Origin of the sequence: Peteryoungia aggregata LMG 23059, from assembly GCF_030814435.1 — a bacterium.
In the GTDB taxonomy this organism is placed as follows: domain Bacteria; phylum Pseudomonadota; class Alphaproteobacteria; order Rhizobiales; family Rhizobiaceae; genus Allorhizobium; species Allorhizobium aggregatum.
On sequence record NZ_JAUSUW010000009.1, the window covers coordinates 33,193 to 49,902 of the forward strand.

Sequence of the window (16,710 nt, forward strand, 5' to 3'; positions counted from 1 at the left end):
ATGATCATCAAGCAAGCCATGGTGCTCGCGGCCGGCCTCGGCACGCGGATGCGCCCCATCACAGAGACCACGCCGAAACCGCTGGTCCGCATCGGGGATAAACCGATGATCGACTACGTGCTCGACGCGCTCGTCAACGCCGGCGTCGAGACCGTTGTCGTCAACGTGCATCACCATGCCGACCAGATGGAGGCTCACCTCGTCACGGAGACGCGGGCCAAGATCCGCATTTCCGACGAGCGCGAGCGGTTGATGGATTCGGGCGGTGGACTCGCAAAGGGTCTCAAGCTGCTCGACCCGGACCAGCCGGCGCTCGTCATGAATGCCGATCTCTTCTGGGTCGGGGAACGCGATGATGAGCCGAACAATCTTGTCCGGCTGGCGCAAAAGTTCGATCCCTCCCGAATGGACATGGCGATGCTCTGCGTCGAGCAGGAACGGACCACGGGCCATAACGGCAAGAACGATTTCTCGATGACGGATGACGGCAGGCTGACCCGCTATGCCTCCGGCGCACCAAACCCGGTCGTCTATGCCGGGGCCTTAGCGCTGATGCCGCGTCTCTTCGATGACGCGTCGGACGGCCCCTTCAATCTCAACATCTATTTCGATCGCGCAATTGCCGCAGGCCGGCTGTTCGGCACAGATCTCCATGGACAGTGGCTGACCGTCGGCACACCCGACGCGATCGCGCCTGCCGAAGCCGTGGTCGCCCGCTACGGCGGGGGCCGTTGAGATGGTGAGCAAGGCGCCGCGTCTGCTGACGATCCCTCCGGGCCGGCCCTTTCTCAGGACGCTGACGGAAGCGCTGCTCGACGGTCGTCTCGCCGAGGGTTTTCGCTACGACCCCGCCGATCCGCTTTCTCTGGCAGGGGTGACCCTCCTCGTCCCGACCCGGCGCGCAGCCCGCGTGTTGCGGTCCGAATTCGTCGATCTGCTCGGCGGCCGCGCGGCAATCCTCCCCGATATTCGCACGCTGGGTGAAACCGACGACGACAGCGGCTTTTTCGACCTCGATGCGCCGCAGCTGATGGATCTCGCCCCGCCGGTGAGCGGGACCGTCATGCTTCTGGAACTCGCCCGGCTGATCCTGGCCTGGCGCAACCAGTTGCCGGAGATCGTCCGGTCGATCCATTCGGACACGCCGCTGGTCGCACCCGCGAGCCCCGCCGACGCCGTTTGGCTCGCCCGAGCGCTGGTCGAACTGATCGAAGCAGCGGAAACCGAAGGCTGCGACTGGAAGGATCTCGAAAAGCTGCAATCGGCAGATTTCGGCTCCTGGTGGCAACTGACGCTGGAGTTCCTGACGATCGCAACGGAGTTCTGGCCGGCACGGCTGCAGGAACTGGTGCGGTCGTCTCCGGCGCGCCACCGCGACGCGGTGCTCCGGGCCGAGGCCGAGCGCTTCCGCAGGCAAGGTTCAGCTGGCCCCGTCATCGTTGCGGGCTCCACCGGCTCGATCCCGGCAGCGGCCGAACTGATTGCCGCGATTGCGGAACTCGACCGGGGTGTCGTGGTGCTGCCCGGGCTCGATCTTGAAATGCCGGATGAGGACTGGGCGAAGCTCAACGATCGCGAGATCTCGGTGATCCGTCCGAGCCCTGCCGTGCGCGGGCATCCGCAATATGGTCTTGCCCATCTCTTGCGGCATATGAAACTCGAACGCGCTGACGTGCAGGTGCTCGAAACCTCCGATCCGGCGCTCCAGGACCGGGCAGAGTTTCTGTCGCGGGCCATGGCACCCGCCGAGGCAACCGATGCCTGGAAGGCCTGGCGGCAGGACATCGCCGATGACTGTGTTCTGGCTGCGTTTCGCGATGTGGCGCTCATCGAGACGGCCAATGAACGCGAAGAAGCAACGGCAATTGCGATTGCGCTGCGGCTGGGGCTCGAAGAGGCGTCAGACAATCCCGAAAGCCGGGTGGCGCTGATAACGCCCGACCGCGCGCTGGCGCGGCGTGTCATGTCCGAGCTCGCGCGGTTCGGGATCGAGGCGGATGATTCGGCGGGCACGCCGATGACCGGCACCCAGGCCGCCATGCTAACCCAAGTGGTGGCCGAGGCCTGCCTGCGTCCGGGTGACCCTGTGGCGATCGTCTCGCTCATCAAGCATCCGCTGGCACGGTTCGGCTTCACCGCCGAAGATATGCGCAAGGCTGCCGACGCGCTCGAACGCATCGCGCTGCGTGGGGGCCTGAAAAGCCTCGACCTCGCCGAGATGGAACCACTTTTTGCCGAAGGGCTCGAGGCGCATCTGGCCGACCGCCACAAGCCGCAATGGCGCATCTCGATTGCGGCTGAAGAGATCGAGCTTGCTCGTCTGCTGGCGAGCCGGGTCACCTCAGCGGTCGAACCGCTCGTCTCGTCGATCATCCGGTCGACCGACGGGCGCGTGCTGTCGCAGAAGCTGACTGTCAGCGATTGGGCAGAGCGCACGGGCCGCGTGCTGGAAGCCGTCACGGTCGACGAGCGCGGTGACCTTGCCGGTCTCTGGGGCGATGCAGCAGGTGAGGCTCTGGCGCGGCTTCTCGCCGAAGTGCTGGAGACGGACGGGCAGATCGAGGCCGACGGCCCGCAATGGGTGGACATCCTGACGGCGCTTATGGCCGGCCAGGCGGTCAAGCCGCGCGCCATGCGGCATCCGCGCGTCTTCATCTTCGGAACGCTGGAAGCGCGCCTGCAGAATGTCGACATGATGGTGATCGGCGGCATGAACGAGGGGAGTTGGCCGAGCCAGACCAAGAACAATCCCTTCCTGTCGCGTGTCATGAAGACCGAAGTCGGGCTTGAGCCGCCGGAGCGGCAGATCGGCCAGGTGGCGCATGACTTCCAGATGGCCTGTGGCACGCGGAAACTGATTTTCTCGCGCTCGCTGCGACAAGGATCTGCGCCGACGGTTGCATCGCGCTGGCTCCAGCGTCTGATGGCTCTTGGTGGGCCCGTGCTGGAAGAGGAGATGCGAAAGCGCGGCCAGATCTATCGGCGATATGCCGACCTGATCGACCAGGGCGAAAACCAGGCTCCGGCGCAGCGCCCCGCGCCACGACCGCGCGCCGAGATACAACCCCGCGCCTTCAGCTTTTCCGAGGTCGGGCGCTTCCGGCGGGACCCCTATTCCATCTATGCGCGGCGCATCCTGCGTCTCGATCCTGTTGATGCCTTCAACCAGGATCCGGGGGCGGCCGAACGCGGGACGCTCTATCACCGCATCGTCGAGCGTTTCATCCGGGAGGATCATGACCCGGCGCGGCTGGACGCGCTCGATATCCTGCACCGGATCACCGACGAGGAGTTCCTGACGGAAGCCCTCCCGCTGCACATCGACATCGTCTGGCGTCAGCGCTTCTACAGCGTCGCGTCGGCTTTCCTCACCTGGGAGCGGGAGCGCAGACCGGAGATCAAGCGGTCGCTGACGGAAGTCAGGGGCAATGTGCTGCTCCGGCCCGTCGATATCACCATCAGCGGCATCGCCGACCGGATCGACATCCGGGGCGGCGGCTTTGCCGACATCATCGACTACAAGACGGGGCTCAATCCGAGCGCCAATCAGGCGCGCAGCCTGCTCGACCCGCAATTGGCCCTCGAAGCGGCAGCCCTAATCCAAGGTGCCTTCAAGCCGACCGGGGACGTCAAGCCGCTCAACCTGGTTTACGTGCGCCTACGGCCCGGGGACAGGTTCTCGGCGGACCAGGTGAACAACGAGATGGCGACACGGGGCGACAAGAAGAAGTCTGCGCTTGAGCTTGCCACGCAGTCCGTGGACGAGCTCGGCCGCTTCGTTCAGGCGCTGCAGAGCGGCGAGCGGGGTTACGTCTCCCGTCTGATCCCGGCCGAACAGAACGCCTATGGCGGCGAATACGACCATCTGGCGCGTGTCGCGGAATGGTCGACGGCGGAAGCCGAGGAAGGAGGCGGCGATGAATGATCAGCGCTTTGCTCTGGACGAGCTGCCGACCGGCAGCGATCCCGCAGCCTGGCTCGGCTGGACGACGCTTGCCCAGTCGCGCGCATCTCATCCCGGCCAGTCGGCCTGGGTGTCGGCCAATGCCGGCTCCGGCAAGACGCATGTGCTGACGCAGCGGGTGATCCGGCTGCTGCTCGCCGGCGCTCGCCCTTCGTCCATTCTCTGCCTGACCTATACCAAGGCCGCAGCGTCCGAAATGTCGAACCGCGTCTTCGAGCGGCTGGCAGAATGGGCAACGCTGGATGACCGGGAACTGGCCAAGCGGATTGCGGCGATCGAACAGAAGGAGCCGGATCGGGCGACGGTTGCGGCTGCACGGCGGCTCTTTGCCAAGGCGCTTGAAACGCCGGGCGGCCTGAAGATCCAGACCATCCACGCCTTCTGCGAAGCGCTGCTGCACCAGTTTCCGCTGGAAGCGAATGTCGCCGGGCATTTCAACGTGCTCGACGATCGGGCCGCCGTCACGGTTCTTGCCGAAGCGCGGCGATCGCTGCTGACGGCCACATCGACGGAGAATGATGCGGCACTCGCCGAAGCCTTCTCGCAGGTCTTGAGCATTGCCGATGAAAGCGGGCTCGAAGGCTTGATTGCCGATACCGTGGCCAACCGCCATGCTGTCAGAGATTTCCGGCAGCGGGCGGAACGGGCGGGTGGCCTTGATGCGACCCTGCGGAAGGGCCTGGGCATCGGGCCGATGGAGAGTGAGACCAGCCGCGCCGAGGATTACTGGCCGCTGGGCGGACTGTCCGGTGGCAATTTCAGCCGCTACATCCAGCTTGCCCTCGAAAAGGGCGGCGAGAAAGTGCGGGCTGTCGCAGAAGTGCTGGAACGGGCGCTGGTGGAGGCGGATCCCCTGGAGCGCGCGAAGCTTCTGGACCAGGCTTTCCTGACGGCGCAGGAGGCGCCAAAGGCCGACAGTTCTCTGATTGCAGCCGCGATGACCAAGGTCGCGCCGGATCTCAAGGATGCCGTGATTGCAGCCCGCGACCATGTGGTCGCCATGCGGGACAGGCTGCGGATTTTCCGGATGTATGAGGCGACGCGGTCGGCACTGACGCTGGCCGTGCGTCTCGACACCGACTACGAGGAACTGAAGAAGCGGCGCTCGCAGCTCGATTTCGAGGATCTGATCGTGCGCACCGCCCGGCTTCTGACGCGGGACGATGTCGGTGCCTGGGTGCATTACAAGCTGGACCAGGGCATCGACCATATCCTCGTCGACGAAGCGCAGGACACGAGCCCGGTGCAATGGGATGTCATTCGGTCGCTACGGGAAGACTTCTTTACAGGCTTGAGCGCCCGGCCCGGGATCCGCACCTTCTTTGCGGTGGGAGACGAGAAGCAGTCGATCTATTCCTTCCAGGGCGCACGCCCCGAGCAGTTCTCGCAGGAAGCGCGCCAGACCGAGCGGGCGGTCACGGAAAGCGGGCAGAACTTTAACACGGTGCGTCTGCCGCTCTCCTTCCGCTCGACGCAATCGGTCCTTGCGGCCGTCGACCAGGTCTTCAGCCTGCCGGAAAACAGCCGGGGCCTCAGCGCCGACGGGGACCCCGTCATCCACCAGTCGAGCCGCATCGGACATCCGGGCACCGTCGATGCCTGGGAGATGATCGCTGCCGAAAAGCAGGAGAAAGACGAGGACTGGACCGCCCCCTTCGACGCGACGCCGGAAAGCGCTCCGTCTGCGATCCTCGCGCGACGCGTGGCGCATCAGATCAGCCAGATCGTCGGACGCGAAACGATCATCGAGAAGGGCAACAAGCGGCTGATCCGCCCGGGCGACATCCTTGTGCTCGTCCGTAAACGTGATGGCTTCGTCAATGCGCTGACCCGTGCGCTGAAACGCCCCTACAACATTCCGGTCGCAGGTGCAGACCGCCTGAAGCTGACAAGCCATATTGCCGTTCAGGACATGCTGGCGCTTGGGCGCTTCCTGCTGCTGCCGGGAGACGATCTGTCTCTTGCTTCGCTGTTGAAGAGCCCGCTCTTCAACCATAGCGAAGACGATTTGATGCAGCTTGCTGCCGAGCGACCGGAAGCGCAGAGTCTCTGGACGAGACTCACTGAGCAGGCGCAGACGGACGCTGCGTGGAAGAAGACCTACGACCGCCTCACCCTGTTTCTCGACCAGGCGCGAGACCACTCCGTCCATGATTTCTATGCCCGCGTGCTCAGCGTCCATGGTGGTCGAAGGGCCTATCTCGGCCGCCTCGGCTCCGAGGTCAGCGACATCATCGACGAGTTCCTGACCTTCGCGCTCGCTTTCGAGACCAGCGGCCTGCCCGGGCTGCAGTCCTTCGTTTCGACGCTCGAGATGGAAGCGCCGGAGGTCAAGCGCGAACAGGACAAGGAACGCAACGAAGTCCGCATCATGACGGTGCATGCCTCGAAGGGTCTCGAAGCGCCGATCGTGTTCCTGATCGATGGCGGCTCGAAGCCCTTCAATTCGAACCATGTGGCAAAACTCCGGATCATCGGGACGGCTGAAGGCATGCCCTTCCCGATCTGGGTCCCGTCGAAGTCACTTGGCAATTCTGTCGCCGCTGCCGACATGGATCGGCGCAAGGATCAGGCCGAGGAGGAATATCGCCGGCTGCTCTATGTCGCGATGACGCGCGCTGCCGACCGTCTGATCGTCGGTGGTTATCGCGGCGTGCAGGACACGGGTGAGATCTGGCACAAGATGATCGCGCGGGCGCTCAGTGCCGACGAAACGCGCTGCAAACAGGTTGAATTCACCGGGCCGGATGGCAGCTGGGCCGGATTGCGCTGGTCGTTGGGCGAGGCAGAGCATGATCTGCCGGTGACCGAAGAGAGCGCCGAAAGCGAGGACAGCCACGGCCTACCGGCTACGCTCTGGAAGCCGCTGCCGCCGCCGGTCAGCCTGCCAAGACCGCTCAGCCCATCGGGTGCCGGCAGCATCGTCATCGACGAAGACGAGGATGCGTTGACGGCCTCTGCGCTGTTCTCGACGGCGGAAAAGGCGGATCTCGCTCTGCAGCGCGGGCGACTGATCCATCGGATGCTGCAGAACCTTCCGGGCTTTCCGGAGTCTGACCGCCGTGCAGCAGCCGAACGTTATGCGGAACGTGCCGCCCGGTTCTGGCCGGCAGAGCAGCGCCAGCGTCTGGTCTCCACCGTCATGGCCGTGCTGGAAGACGAGGCGCTCCACCCGCTGTTCGATGCCGGCAGTCGTGCCGAAGTTTCGGTCATGGGCACGATGCCGCTGAAGGGCGAGTTGCGTGCCGTCTCCGGCCGGATTGACCGCATGGCCGTGCTTGCCGACCGGGTGATCATCGCTGACTACAAGACCAACCGGAATCCACCATTGGAGGCCGCGCAAGCCCCCCTCTCCCATCGGGTGCAGCTCGCCATCTACCGCGAGATCCTGCAGCCGCTCTACCCCGGCCAACAGGTGGAATGCTGGCTGATCTACACCGAAAACGGCAGCCTCATCCGGCTCGATGACAGCCTTCTTCAGCGCTCTCTTGCCGACCTCGAAACATCATGAGATACCGCATATTGAAATTGCTGCCGTGCGGCATCACATATCTAGTCAATTCCGTATCTATGAAGGGAGAGCCCCATGGCTACCGTTAAAGTCGACAAGTCCAATTTCCAGGCCGAGGTGCTCAACGCTTCCGAACCGGTTGTCGTGGATTTCTGGGCCGAATGGTGCGGCCCGTGCAAGATGATTGCACCGAGCCTCGAAGAAATCTCCAACGAGCTCGCCGGCAAGGTGAAGATCGCCAAGCTCAACATCGATGAAAACCCGGAACTGGCTGCCCAGTTCGGCGTTCGATCGATCCCGACGCTTGCCGTCTTCAAGGGTGGCGAAGTGGCCGACATCAAGGTGGGTGCTGCCCCGAAGACTGCGCTGTCCAGCTGGATCGCCGGCGCGGCATAAGCCTCCCGCCATTGATGACCAAAGAAAAAGCCCGGTTTTCGCCGGGCTTTTTTCATGTCGGGATGGTGCCGTTTTCGGCGAGCACATTGCCCGCAAGATAGAGCGAGCCGCCGATCATGATGCGCGGCGGAATGCCGCCTTCGCTGCGCTCACGGATGGCATCGAGCGCCTGACCCAGTGAGCCCATCGGAAGAGCTTTCAAACCGGCTTCTGCTGCGGACTGGGCGAGCGCCACCGGATCAAGGCCAACGTCCGAGCCTAGGATCGGGACGGTGTAGACATTGTGGGCGATATCGACGAAGGCGCGGAAGAAGCCGATCGGGTCCTTGGTGTTGATCATGCCGATGACCAGATGCAGCGGCCGTGCCTGACGTTCTTCCATGGCCGCCATGGCTTCGGCGATCACCTCGCCCGCACCCGGATTGTGCCCGCCGTCGAGCCAGATTTCCGCACCTTGAGGCGCACGCTCCACCAGCCGGCCTTCGGTCAGCCTTTGCAGGCGTCCCGGCCATTCGACCGACAGCATGGCCCTTTCGGCGATCTCTTCCGTCACCGTATAGCCGGCTGCCTTTACGGCCCGGATGGCCGTAGCAGCGTTTCCAATCTGGTGGCGGCCAGGAAGCCGCGGGAGCGGCAGGTCCATCAGACCGAATTCATCCTGATAGACGAGGCGACCGAATTCTTCGTAGGCGAGGAAATCCTGGGCGAAGACGGCGAGCGGACAGCCGAGGCGCTCGGCGGTGCTGATCAGCACATCCTTGGCGCTGTCGAACTCCTGATGACCGATGACCACGGGAACGCCGCGCTTCATGATCCCGGCCTTTTCGGCGGCGATCAGCTCGACCCGGTCGCCGAGATAGGCCTGGTGATCGAGCGAAATTGGCTGGACGATGCAGACAGCCGGCTTCTCGACGACATTGGTGGCGTCGAAGCGTCCGCCGAGACCGACCTCCAGCACGACGACGTCGGCAGGCTGCTCGGAAAAGAGGATGAAGGTCACCGCCGTCAGGATCTCGAAGACGGTGATCGGCTTGCCACCATTGGCCTCGGCAACGCGGCGCAGGGCATCGGCAAACAGATCATCCTCAACGATCTGACCAGGGCCACCTTTCACGCCGATGCGATAGCGCTCGTGCCAGCGCACCAGATGCGGCGAGGTGTGGACGTGGACCGACAGTCCCTGGGCTTCGAGAAGCGCGCGGCAGAAGGCGGTGGCAGAGCCCTTGCCGTTGGTGCCGGCCACATGGATGACCGGCGGCAGCTTCAGATGGGGATTGCCCAGAACCTCGAGGAGGCGCCGGATACGGTCGAGCGAGAGATCATAGCCCTTGGGGTGCAGCCCCATGAGCTTTTCGATCTCGGCATCGGCCTGGCTGACGATGGGGTCTGTCATGACACTCGTTCCGCGAGCGCGGCCTCAAGGGGAAGCAAGGCTCAGGCCGAAGCCTTGGCGACCGGCTTCGCCACGTTGGCCGGAACCGCCGTGTCGTTTGCAGGGCGCTTGGTCATGATCTTCAGGACGCGCGCCAGCGTGTCCGGAATGTCGTGACGCTTGACGACCATGTCGACCATGCCGTGTTCCAGCAGGTATTCCGATGTCTGGAAGCCTTCGGGAAGCTTTTCGCGGATCGTCTGTTCGATGACGCGCTTGCCGGCGAAGCAGATCTCGGCACCCGGCTCTGCAATATGGAGATCGCCCAGCATCGCATAGGACGCCGTGACGCCGCCCGTGGTCGGGTTTGTCAGGACGACGATATAGGGCTGACCGGCTTCCTTCAGCATGTCGACGGCAACCGTCGTGCGCGGCAGCTGCATGAGGGAAAGAATACCTTCCTGCATGCGGGCGCCACCCGAAGCCGGGAACATGACCAGCGGGCACTTTTCCTTGATGGCACGCTCGAAGGCCTTCACGATCGCTTCGCCGGCGGCAATGCCGAGCGAGCCGCCCATGAAGTTGAATTCATGCACGACGGCGACGAGCTTCAGGCCCTGTACCGTGCCGACGCCAGCGACGATCGTGTCTTCCTGCTCGGTCTTGAGACGGCTGTCCTTGAGACGATCGGTGTATTTCTTGGAATCACGGAACTTCAGCGGATCCTGCGCCACCTTCGGCTGCTGCAGGGCCTCGTATTGGCCACCGTCGAAGAGATCGGCCAGACGCGCCTTGGCGGGCATCTTCATGTGATAGCCGGAGGCCGGGATCACCCACTTGTTCTCTTCCAGGTCCTTGTGGAAGACCATCTCGCCCGTTTCCGGGCACTTGATCCAGAGGTTTTCCGGAACTTCGCGGCGACCCAGCATGGAATTGATGCGCGGGCGCACATAGTTGGTGATCCAGTTCACGCGGCTTACTCCTGATGTTTCGAGCCCATATGGGGTGCTTATTCCGCGGCAGCAAGGCGCGCAGAGCGCACGCCGCTTGCCAGTCCGCGCACCAGCGTGGCGACGGCCTGAACCGTATCCGCCGTCGCCTGACCATCGGCTGTGAGATTGGTTGCAACCTGATTGACGATCGCGGTCCCGACCACGACGCCATCGGCATTGGCGCCGATCAGGCGGGCGTGCTCGGCGGTCTTGACGCCGAAGCCGACGCAGATCGGCAGGTCCGTATGCGCCTTGATGCGCTGGACAGCGCCGGCAACACGCGAGGGATCCGGCAGCGACGAACCGGTGATGCCGTTCATCGAGACGTAATAGACGAAGCCCGAGGTGTTCTTGAGAACGGTGGGCAAACGCTTGTCGTCGGTCGTCGGGGTTGCCAGGCGGATGAAGTTGATATCGCGGCTACGGGCCGGGATGCAGAGTTCGTCATCCATTTCCGGCGGCAGGTCGACGACGATCAGGCCGTCGATGCCGGCTGCGAGTGCATCGTCAAGGAAACGCTCGACGCCATAGACGTAGATCGGGTTGTAGTAACCCATCATGACGATCGGCGTTTCGTTGTCCGTCTTGCGGAATTCGCGCGCCAGATCGAGCGTACGCACGAGGGTCTGGCCGGCCTTCAGGGCCCGCTGGCCGGCAAGCTGGATCGCCGGGCCGTCAGCCATCGGATCCGAAAAGGGCATGCCGAGCTCGATGACGTCGGCGCCGGCTTCCGGCAGGGCCTTCATGATCGCGAGCGACGTGTCGTAGTCCGGATCGCCACCCATGAAATAGGTGACGAGAGCCGGGCGGCCTTCTGCCTTCAGGGCAGCGAAACGTTGGTCCATACGCGCAGTCATGATCAGAGCCCCATACCGAGAATCTTGCCGACAGTGAAGATGTCCTTGTCGCCGCGGCCGCAGAGGTTCATCACGATGATCTGGTCCTTGTCCATCTTCGGCGCGCGCTTGATGACTTCGGCGAGCGCGTGGCTCGGCTCGAGCGCCGGGATGATGCCCTCGGTGCGCGTCAGCAGCTGGAAGGCTTCAAGCGCCTCGTCGTCCTTGATCGGCACGTATTCGACGCGGCCCATGTCCTTCAGCCACGAGTGCTCAGGACCGATGCCGGGATAGTCGAGGCCGGCGGAGATCGAATGACCTTCCTTGATCTGGCCGTCGCCATCCTGCAGCAGATAGGTGCGGTTGCCATGCAGGACGCCGGGCGTGCCCGCGGTCAGCGAGGCGCAATGCTCCTCGCCTTCGAGACCCTTGCCACCGGCTTCGACGCCAACGATCCGGACGCTCTCGTCATCCAGGAACGGATGGAAGAGGCCGATTGCGTTCGAACCACCACCGACAGCGGCGATCAGCATGTCCGGCAGGCGGCCTTCGGCGGCGAGCATCTGCTCGCGCGTCTCGCGGCCGATCACCGACTGGAAGTCGCGGACCATTTCCGGATAGGGATGCGGGCCAGCCGCCGTGCCGATCATGTAATAGGTGTCGTCGACATTGGTGACCCAGTCGCGCAACGCCTCGTTCATGGCATCCTTCAGCGTGCCGTGGCCAGCGGTGACCGGCTTCACTTCGGCACCGAGGAGCTTCATGCGGAAGACGTTCGGCGCCTGGCGCTCGACGTCGGTCGCGCCCATGTAGACGACGCAGGGGATGCCGAAACGGGCCGCGACCGTGGCCGAGGCGACACCGTGCTGTCCGGCGCCGGTTTCGGCGATGATGCGCGTCTTGCCCATGCGCTTGGCGAGCAGGATCTGGCCGAGGCAGTTGTTGATCTTGTGCGAACCGGTGTGGTTGAGCTCGTCACGCTTGAAGTAAATCTTCGCGCCACCGAGTTCTTCCGTCAGCCGCTCGGCGAAATAGAGCGGGCTCGGACGACCCGTATAGTGGGTGTTGAGATGCGCCAGTTCCGCCTGGAATTCCGGATCCGTCTTTGCCTTTTCCCATTCCGCCTGCAGGTCGAGGATCAGCGGCATCAGCGTTTCGGCGACGAAGCGACCGCCGAAGATGCCGAAACGGCCGTCCTCATCGGGGCCTTCACGGAAGGAATTGGGTTTCGGTGACTGGTTCACTTGACACTCCCTGAAACCGGCTGTGCTCGACTTGCCTCGGCAACGGCCGCAAAAAACTCGTCCATCATCTGCAGATCCTTGACACCCGTCGCGGATTCGACGCCAGAGGAAACGTCAATCGCCCGCGCTCCGGTTTCCCGCAGGGCCTCTGCGATGTTGGCCTTGTTGAGGCCTCCGGAAAGCATGTAATCGACGCTGTCGTCAAGCGAACGCAGCAGACGCCAATCGAAGGTCACGCCATTGCCGCCGGGCAAATCGGAGCCCACAGGCGGTTTGGCATCGAAAAGAAAACGATCGGCAATACCGATATAGGGCTCGATGCGCCTGAGGTCATCGGCATCCCGGATGGAAAATGCCTTCATGATCGGAAGACCGGTCACGGCCTTGACCGTCAGCAGGCGTTCCGGGCTCTCATGACCATGGAACTGCAGGATATCGGGGCGCATCAAGGCGATGATCTCGTCGAGATCGTCATTGTCGGCATCGACGGTCACCGCGACACTTTTCACCTGACCGCGTACGCGATCGGCGAGTGTGCCAGCGATGTCAGGCTCGATGTTTCGCGGGCTCTTTTCGAAGAAGATGAAGCCGATATGGCTCGCGCCGCAGGCAGCCGCACGATCGACCGCCTCCGGCGTCTTCAGTCCGCAGATCTTGATATCGGGTCTCATGGCAGCGAAGTCGCACGAAATCAAAAAAGAGTCGAGCCAATTTGCGACAAAGGCTGAATGGTCGCCGCTTGCTCAGTCGAAGTCGATGGCATGCAGGGCCGAGCCATGCCGCTTCAGCCAGGCCTTGGCCTCTTCCATCTCCGGGCAGAGCTTGCGGCAGAGTGCCCAGAAGTCCGGGCCATGGTTCATCTCACGTAGGTGCGCAACTTCGTGGGCGGCGAGATAGTCAATGACAAGCGGCGGCGCCATGACGATGCGCCAGGAGAAGCTGAGCTTGCCATCCCAGGAACAGGAACCCCAGCGGCTGCGGGTGTCCTTGAGGGTCATGCTCTTGACCGGCTTGCCGACATTTTTGGCATGAAGCGCGACCAGACGCTCCAGATCGCGGCGCGCTTCCTTCTTCAGGAAGTCGGCGACACGCCTCGGCAAATGATCTTCAAGACCGCTGACGCTCAACACATGGCCAATCTCGCTGTCGATCGACTGGGTGAGACCTCGCAATTGTCCGGTATGGACGATGCGATGCGGAATACCGCGCAGCAGGATCTCGCCCCCGTCCTCAATGCTGCCGGCCGTCTTCTGGCGCTTGAGCTTGGTGCTGAGCCAACCCTGATGCCGATCGAGAAAGTCGTCGATATCCCGTTCACGCAGTCCCGGTGGAATGGTCATCTTCAGGGCACGACCACCCGGCTCGATCCGGAGCGTGATGCGGGTCGCACGGCTGTTCTTGCGAATGGTCAGCGGAACCGACCGCCCATCCACGGCAACCGCGCGCTCCAGCTGGATCGCCGGGGCTCTCTGGGGTGTCAGCTTTTTCAGCAGGGGAAACATGATGCGTGTTCTAGCCGATTCGTGGTGTCAGCTTGCAACAAAAAAAGGCCGGCGCAGATACGCCGACCTCGATCTCGTCCAGAAAAGCTCCGGCTCTTCAGTTGCCGGTGAAGCCCTGGGCCGGACCACCCTCGCCTGCCGTCTTCATCTGCTGACGGTCACGCATGAAGCGGTCGAACTCTTCCTGGTCCTTTGCCCGGCGCAGTTCGCGGGCATAGGCATCGAAATCGGCGCGCATCTCGTCGAGACGGCGGCGCTCTTCGTCCAGACGCTCGAGTTCTGCCTTGCGCCAGTCGTCAAAGGCGACATTGCCGGTCGATGCTGATGCGCCGTAGTTGTTGGTGCGGCACCAAGCAAAGGCGCTGTCGGCCTTCTGGTTGGCTTCCCGCTTGAAGTTCTGGAACTTCTCGCCGAACAGGATGTAGGCAAGCATGGCCAGACCGAGCGGCCAGAAGACCACAAAGCCCAACACCATCAGGGCGACGGTTGCCGGAGTCCAATCCGGCCGAAGCAGTGCTGACTGGTTCATCATCGATAACCTCGTTCACTCGAAGGGCGGAATGCCCTCCGATGGTTTCGATGTGGGAAATGGGAGCCTGCCCTTCAAGAAAGAAGCTGACCCAATCGGAGAACCGACTGAATCCGCTTCTTAAATTCCGAATGACGAAAATGTCAGAGGGACTTGCCACCCTTGATGACGCGCTTGACGGGCGTCGTGGCCTTGGCCTTCTTGCCATGGGTCTGGGCAAACTGGATGATGCGCGGCGCGATTTCTCGGCGGAAGCGCGAGCCGTTGAAGACGCCATAGTGGCCTACATCCGGCTGCATGTAGTGCAGGCGCATGTGTTCCGGAATGTTCGTGCAGATGGTCTGCGCCGCCTTCGTCTGGCCGAGGCCGGAGATGTCATCGTTCTCCCCTTCCACGGTAAGCAGCGCAACGTTGCGGATCGCCGTCGTATCGACACGCTTCCCGCGATGCATCATTTCGCCCTTCGGCAGCGAATGCTTGATGAAGACCGTATCGACCGTCTGCAGGTAGAACTCCGCCGTAAGATCCATGACAGCCAGATATTCGTCATAGAAGTCACGGTGCTTTTCGGCAGAGTCCCCGTCATTCTTGACGAGATGCATATAGAAGTCCTTGTGGGCAATCATGTGCCGGTCAAGGTTCATCGACATGAAGCCGGAGAGTTGCAGGAAGCCGGGATAGACCTGACGCATGAAACCAGGCTGCGGCCACGGGACCTGCATGATGACGTTGTCTCGGAACCACGAAAGCGGCTTGTCCTGCGCCAGCTGATTGACAGCTGTCGGATTGATACGCGTGTCGATCGGACCACCCATCAAAGTCATGGATGCCGGTGCGCACGTATCTCCGTCTGCTTCCATGACGGCAACAGCGGCCAGGACCGGCACCGAGGGCTGACAGACGGCAACAACATGAGTGTCGGGTCCGAGATGATGAAGCATCTCGATGACATAATCGATGTAATCATCAAGGTCGAAATCGCCCTCGGTGACAGGCACCATCCGGGCATCGATCCAGTCGCTGATGTAGATGTCGGCGCTCGGCAGCAGGGCCTCCACGGTGCCCCGCAAGAGGGTGGCATAGTGGCCGGACATCGGTGCGACGATCAGGATCCGTGGGCCTTTGTCAGTGCCGACAGGGAGATGCCGCTTGAAATGGATGAGATCACAGAAGGGCTTGCGCCATACGATTTCTTCCTCGACCGTGACGCTTTCACCATCCACCATGGTCCTTGGAAGGCCAAAATCCGGCTTACCATAACGGCGCGTGACCCGCTCGAACACTTCAAAGCTGGCTGAGAGGGAGCGGCCGACGACAGTGTGCGACCAGGGATTCAGCGGGTTCTTCCAGGCGAGGTTCATGGCATCGGCGGTCGCCCGGAAGGGTGCCATGACTGCGTGATTGAGTTCGTAGAGCTGATAGAACATTGGTTCTGTACCTTTGCATCAGACCATCGGCGGCCCGCGTTCATTCGCTACACTAACAGACTTTGTGCATCGCAAAAGCCCGGATTTTCCCTTGAATCAGGGTCGAGGCCTTGCATCTAGGTAACGATGATCGAAAAGACTTAAGGTTCTGTCCTCGTGAATCGGTTAATCAAGACCACACTGTTCACCCCAATTTGCGGCCCCTACCCTTTCCGAAACTAGCGTTTTGTTGTTTGTTCCATTTGCCATCCCAAGACATCATTGAAGGACTGTCATGACAGCGAGCAACCATCGCCAATCCGAATACAACGTTGATCCCCTGTTCCTCGATCGTTGGTCTCCCCGCGCTTTCGACGGGACTGCCATGCCCAAGGAAGATCTGCTGACCATTCTCGACGCAGCACACTGGGCACCCTCAGCCTTCAACAACCAGCCATGGCGCTTCGTCTATGCCATGAAGGGTACCCCTGAGTTCGATCGACTGCTCAACATCCTGATCGAGTTCAACCAGGGTTGGGCCGGGAACGCCTCCGCCCTGGTCTTCGTATTCTCCGATACGCTTAGCCGCAGTTCTGATGGATCTGCACCGAAACCTTTCCGCAGCCACAGCTTCGATGCAGGCGCGGCCTGGGGTCTCATGTCGCTGCAGGCGATCAAGTCGGGCTACTTCGCCCACGCCATGACCGGGCTCGACATGGAGCGGGCCTTGACGGATCTGAAGGCGCCAGAGGGCTATCACATCAACGCGGCGATCGCGATCGGCAAGCTTGGCGACAAGGATGTTCTGCCCGAAGGCCTACGTGGACGGGAAACACCGAGCCCCCGCAAGCCGCTCGCCGAGGTGATCTTCGAAGGCGGTTTCTGATCGGCTTCGTTCATGGTTTCACGTGAATCACGTTAACCATGAGCGGCCACATCCACGCTCGATAAAAAAGGG

The 16,710-nt window shown here is 62.5% G+C and carries 13 protein-coding genes; 5 read left to right on the forward strand and 8 right to left on the reverse strand.

The genetic code is table 11. The annotated features are described in order from the left end of the window. From J2045_RS15555 to trxA, 4 genes are all read left to right on the forward strand, one after another. Nucleotides 1-735, forward strand: coding sequence for a nucleotidyltransferase family protein (locus tag J2045_RS15555; protein WP_307374375.1), 735 nt, complete (start codon nt 1-3; stop codon nt 733-735). 1 nt (nt 736) lies between these two features. Beyond that, nucleotides 737-3,925: a double-strand break repair protein AddB gene (addB, locus tag J2045_RS15560; RefSeq protein WP_307374377.1), complete on the forward strand. Its 3,189-nt coding sequence runs from the start codon at nt 737-739 to the stop codon at nt 3,923-3,925. Further along, nucleotides 3,918-7,475, forward strand: coding sequence for a double-strand break repair helicase AddA (addA, locus tag J2045_RS15565; protein WP_307374379.1), 3,558 nt, complete (start codon nt 3,918-3,920; stop codon nt 7,473-7,475). Before addB ends, addA begins: the two co-directional genes overlap by 8 nt. A gap of 75 nt (nt 7,476-7,550) precedes the next feature. Beyond that, the gene (gene trxA, locus J2045_RS15570; RefSeq protein ID WP_006724193.1) at nt 7,551-7,871 is read left to right on the forward strand and encodes a thioredoxin; all 321 of its coding nucleotides are present in this window, start codon (nt 7,551-7,553) and stop codon (nt 7,869-7,871) included. Nucleotides 7,872-7,923: 52 nt separating this feature from the next. Here the strand turns inward: trxA and J2045_RS15575 are convergent, their stop codons facing one another. The 8 genes from J2045_RS15575 to J2045_RS15610 all read right to left on the reverse strand — a co-directional run bounded on the left by J2045_RS15575 (nt 7,924) and on the right by J2045_RS15610 (nt 15,773). Next, entirely contained in the window at nt 7,924-9,264 is a 1,341-nt protein-coding gene (locus tag J2045_RS15575) for a bifunctional folylpolyglutamate synthase/dihydrofolate synthase (RefSeq protein WP_307374384.1), read from the reverse strand. A 41-nt stretch (nt 9,265-9,305) separates the two neighbouring features. After that, a complete protein-coding gene (gene accD / locus J2045_RS15580) occupies nt 9,306-10,214 on the reverse strand; it encodes an acetyl-CoA carboxylase, carboxyltransferase subunit beta (RefSeq protein ID WP_307374386.1) in 909 nt (302 codons plus the stop codon). 38 nt (nt 10,215-10,252) lie between these two features. Beyond that, nucleotides 10,253-11,092 carry a tryptophan synthase subunit alpha gene (gene trpA, locus J2045_RS15585; protein WP_307374388.1) on the reverse strand — a complete coding sequence of 280 codons (840 nt, stop codon included), beginning with the start codon at nt 11,090-11,092 and terminating at the stop codon, nt 10,253-10,255. A 2-nt stretch (nt 11,093-11,094) separates the two neighbouring features. Then, the gene (gene trpB, locus J2045_RS15590; RefSeq protein WP_307374391.1) at nt 11,095-12,315 is read right to left on the reverse strand and encodes a tryptophan synthase subunit beta; all 1,221 of its coding nucleotides are present in this window, start codon (nt 12,313-12,315) and stop codon (nt 11,095-11,097) included. Beyond that, complete coding sequence (locus J2045_RS15595; RefSeq protein ID WP_307374393.1) at nt 12,312-12,986, reverse strand: phosphoribosylanthranilate isomerase; 675 nt, start codon at nt 12,984-12,986, stop codon at nt 12,312-12,314. Before J2045_RS15595 ends, trpB begins: the two co-directional genes overlap by 4 nt. A 72-nt stretch (nt 12,987-13,058) precedes the next feature. Further along, entirely contained in the window at nt 13,059-13,817 is a 759-nt protein-coding gene (locus J2045_RS15600) for a M48 family metallopeptidase (protein ID WP_307374395.1), read from the reverse strand. Between the two features lie 97 nt (nt 13,818-13,914). Then, a complete protein-coding gene (locus tag J2045_RS15605) occupies nt 13,915-14,346 on the reverse strand; it encodes a DUF2852 domain-containing protein (protein WP_307374398.1) in 432 nt (143 codons plus the stop codon). A 143-nt stretch (nt 14,347-14,489) separates the two neighbouring features. Beyond that, nucleotides 14,490-15,773: a polyhydroxyalkanoate depolymerase gene (locus tag J2045_RS15610; RefSeq protein WP_307374400.1), complete on the reverse strand. Its 1,284-nt coding sequence runs from the start codon at nt 15,771-15,773 to the stop codon at nt 14,490-14,492. Nucleotides 15,774-16,047: 274 nt separating this feature from the next. On the opposite strand from J2045_RS15610, the gene J2045_RS15615 reads away from it, so the two are divergent. After that, nucleotides 16,048-16,638: a nitroreductase family protein gene (locus J2045_RS15615; protein WP_307374402.1), complete on the forward strand. Its 591-nt coding sequence runs from the start codon at nt 16,048-16,050 to the stop codon at nt 16,636-16,638. Nucleotides 16,639-16,710: the final 72 nt, after the last annotated feature.

Excerpts from the sequence above, each read along its gene's own strand:
- J2045_RS15555 (WP_307374375.1), top strand. The coding sequence starts at position 1 with ATGATCATCAAGCAAGCCATGGTGCTCGCGGCCGGCCTCGGCACGCGG.
- addB (WP_307374377.1), top strand. The coding sequence starts at position 737 with ATGGTGAGCAAGGCGCCGCGTCTGCTGACGATCCCTCCGGGCCGGCCC.
- addA (WP_307374379.1), top strand. The coding sequence starts at position 3,918 with ATGAATGATCAGCGCTTTGCTCTGGACGAGCTGCCGACCGGCAGCGAT.
- trxA (WP_006724193.1), top strand. The coding sequence starts at position 7,551 with ATGGCTACCGTTAAAGTCGACAAGTCCAATTTCCAGGCCGAGGTGCTC.
- J2045_RS15575 (WP_307374384.1), bottom strand. The coding sequence starts at position 9,264 with ATGACAGACCCCATCGTCAGCCAGGCCGATGCCGAGATCGAAAAGCTC.
- trpA (WP_307374388.1), bottom strand. The coding sequence starts at position 11,092 with ATGACTGCGCGTATGGACCAACGTTTCGCTGCCCTGAAGGCAGAAGGC.
- J2045_RS15595 (WP_307374393.1), bottom strand. The coding sequence starts at position 12,986 with ATGAGACCCGATATCAAGATCTGCGGACTGAAGACGCCGGAGGCGGTC.
- J2045_RS15600 (WP_307374395.1), bottom strand. The coding sequence starts at position 13,817 with ATGTTTCCCCTGCTGAAAAAGCTGACACCCCAGAGAGCCCCGGCGATC.
- J2045_RS15605 (WP_307374398.1), bottom strand. The coding sequence starts at position 14,346 with ATGAACCAGTCAGCACTGCTTCGGCCGGATTGGACTCCGGCAACCGTC.
- J2045_RS15610 (WP_307374400.1), bottom strand. The coding sequence starts at position 15,773 with ATGTTCTATCAGCTCTACGAACTCAATCACGCAGTCATGGCACCCTTC.
- J2045_RS15615 (WP_307374402.1), top strand. The coding sequence starts at position 16,048 with ATGACAGCGAGCAACCATCGCCAATCCGAATACAACGTTGATCCCCTG.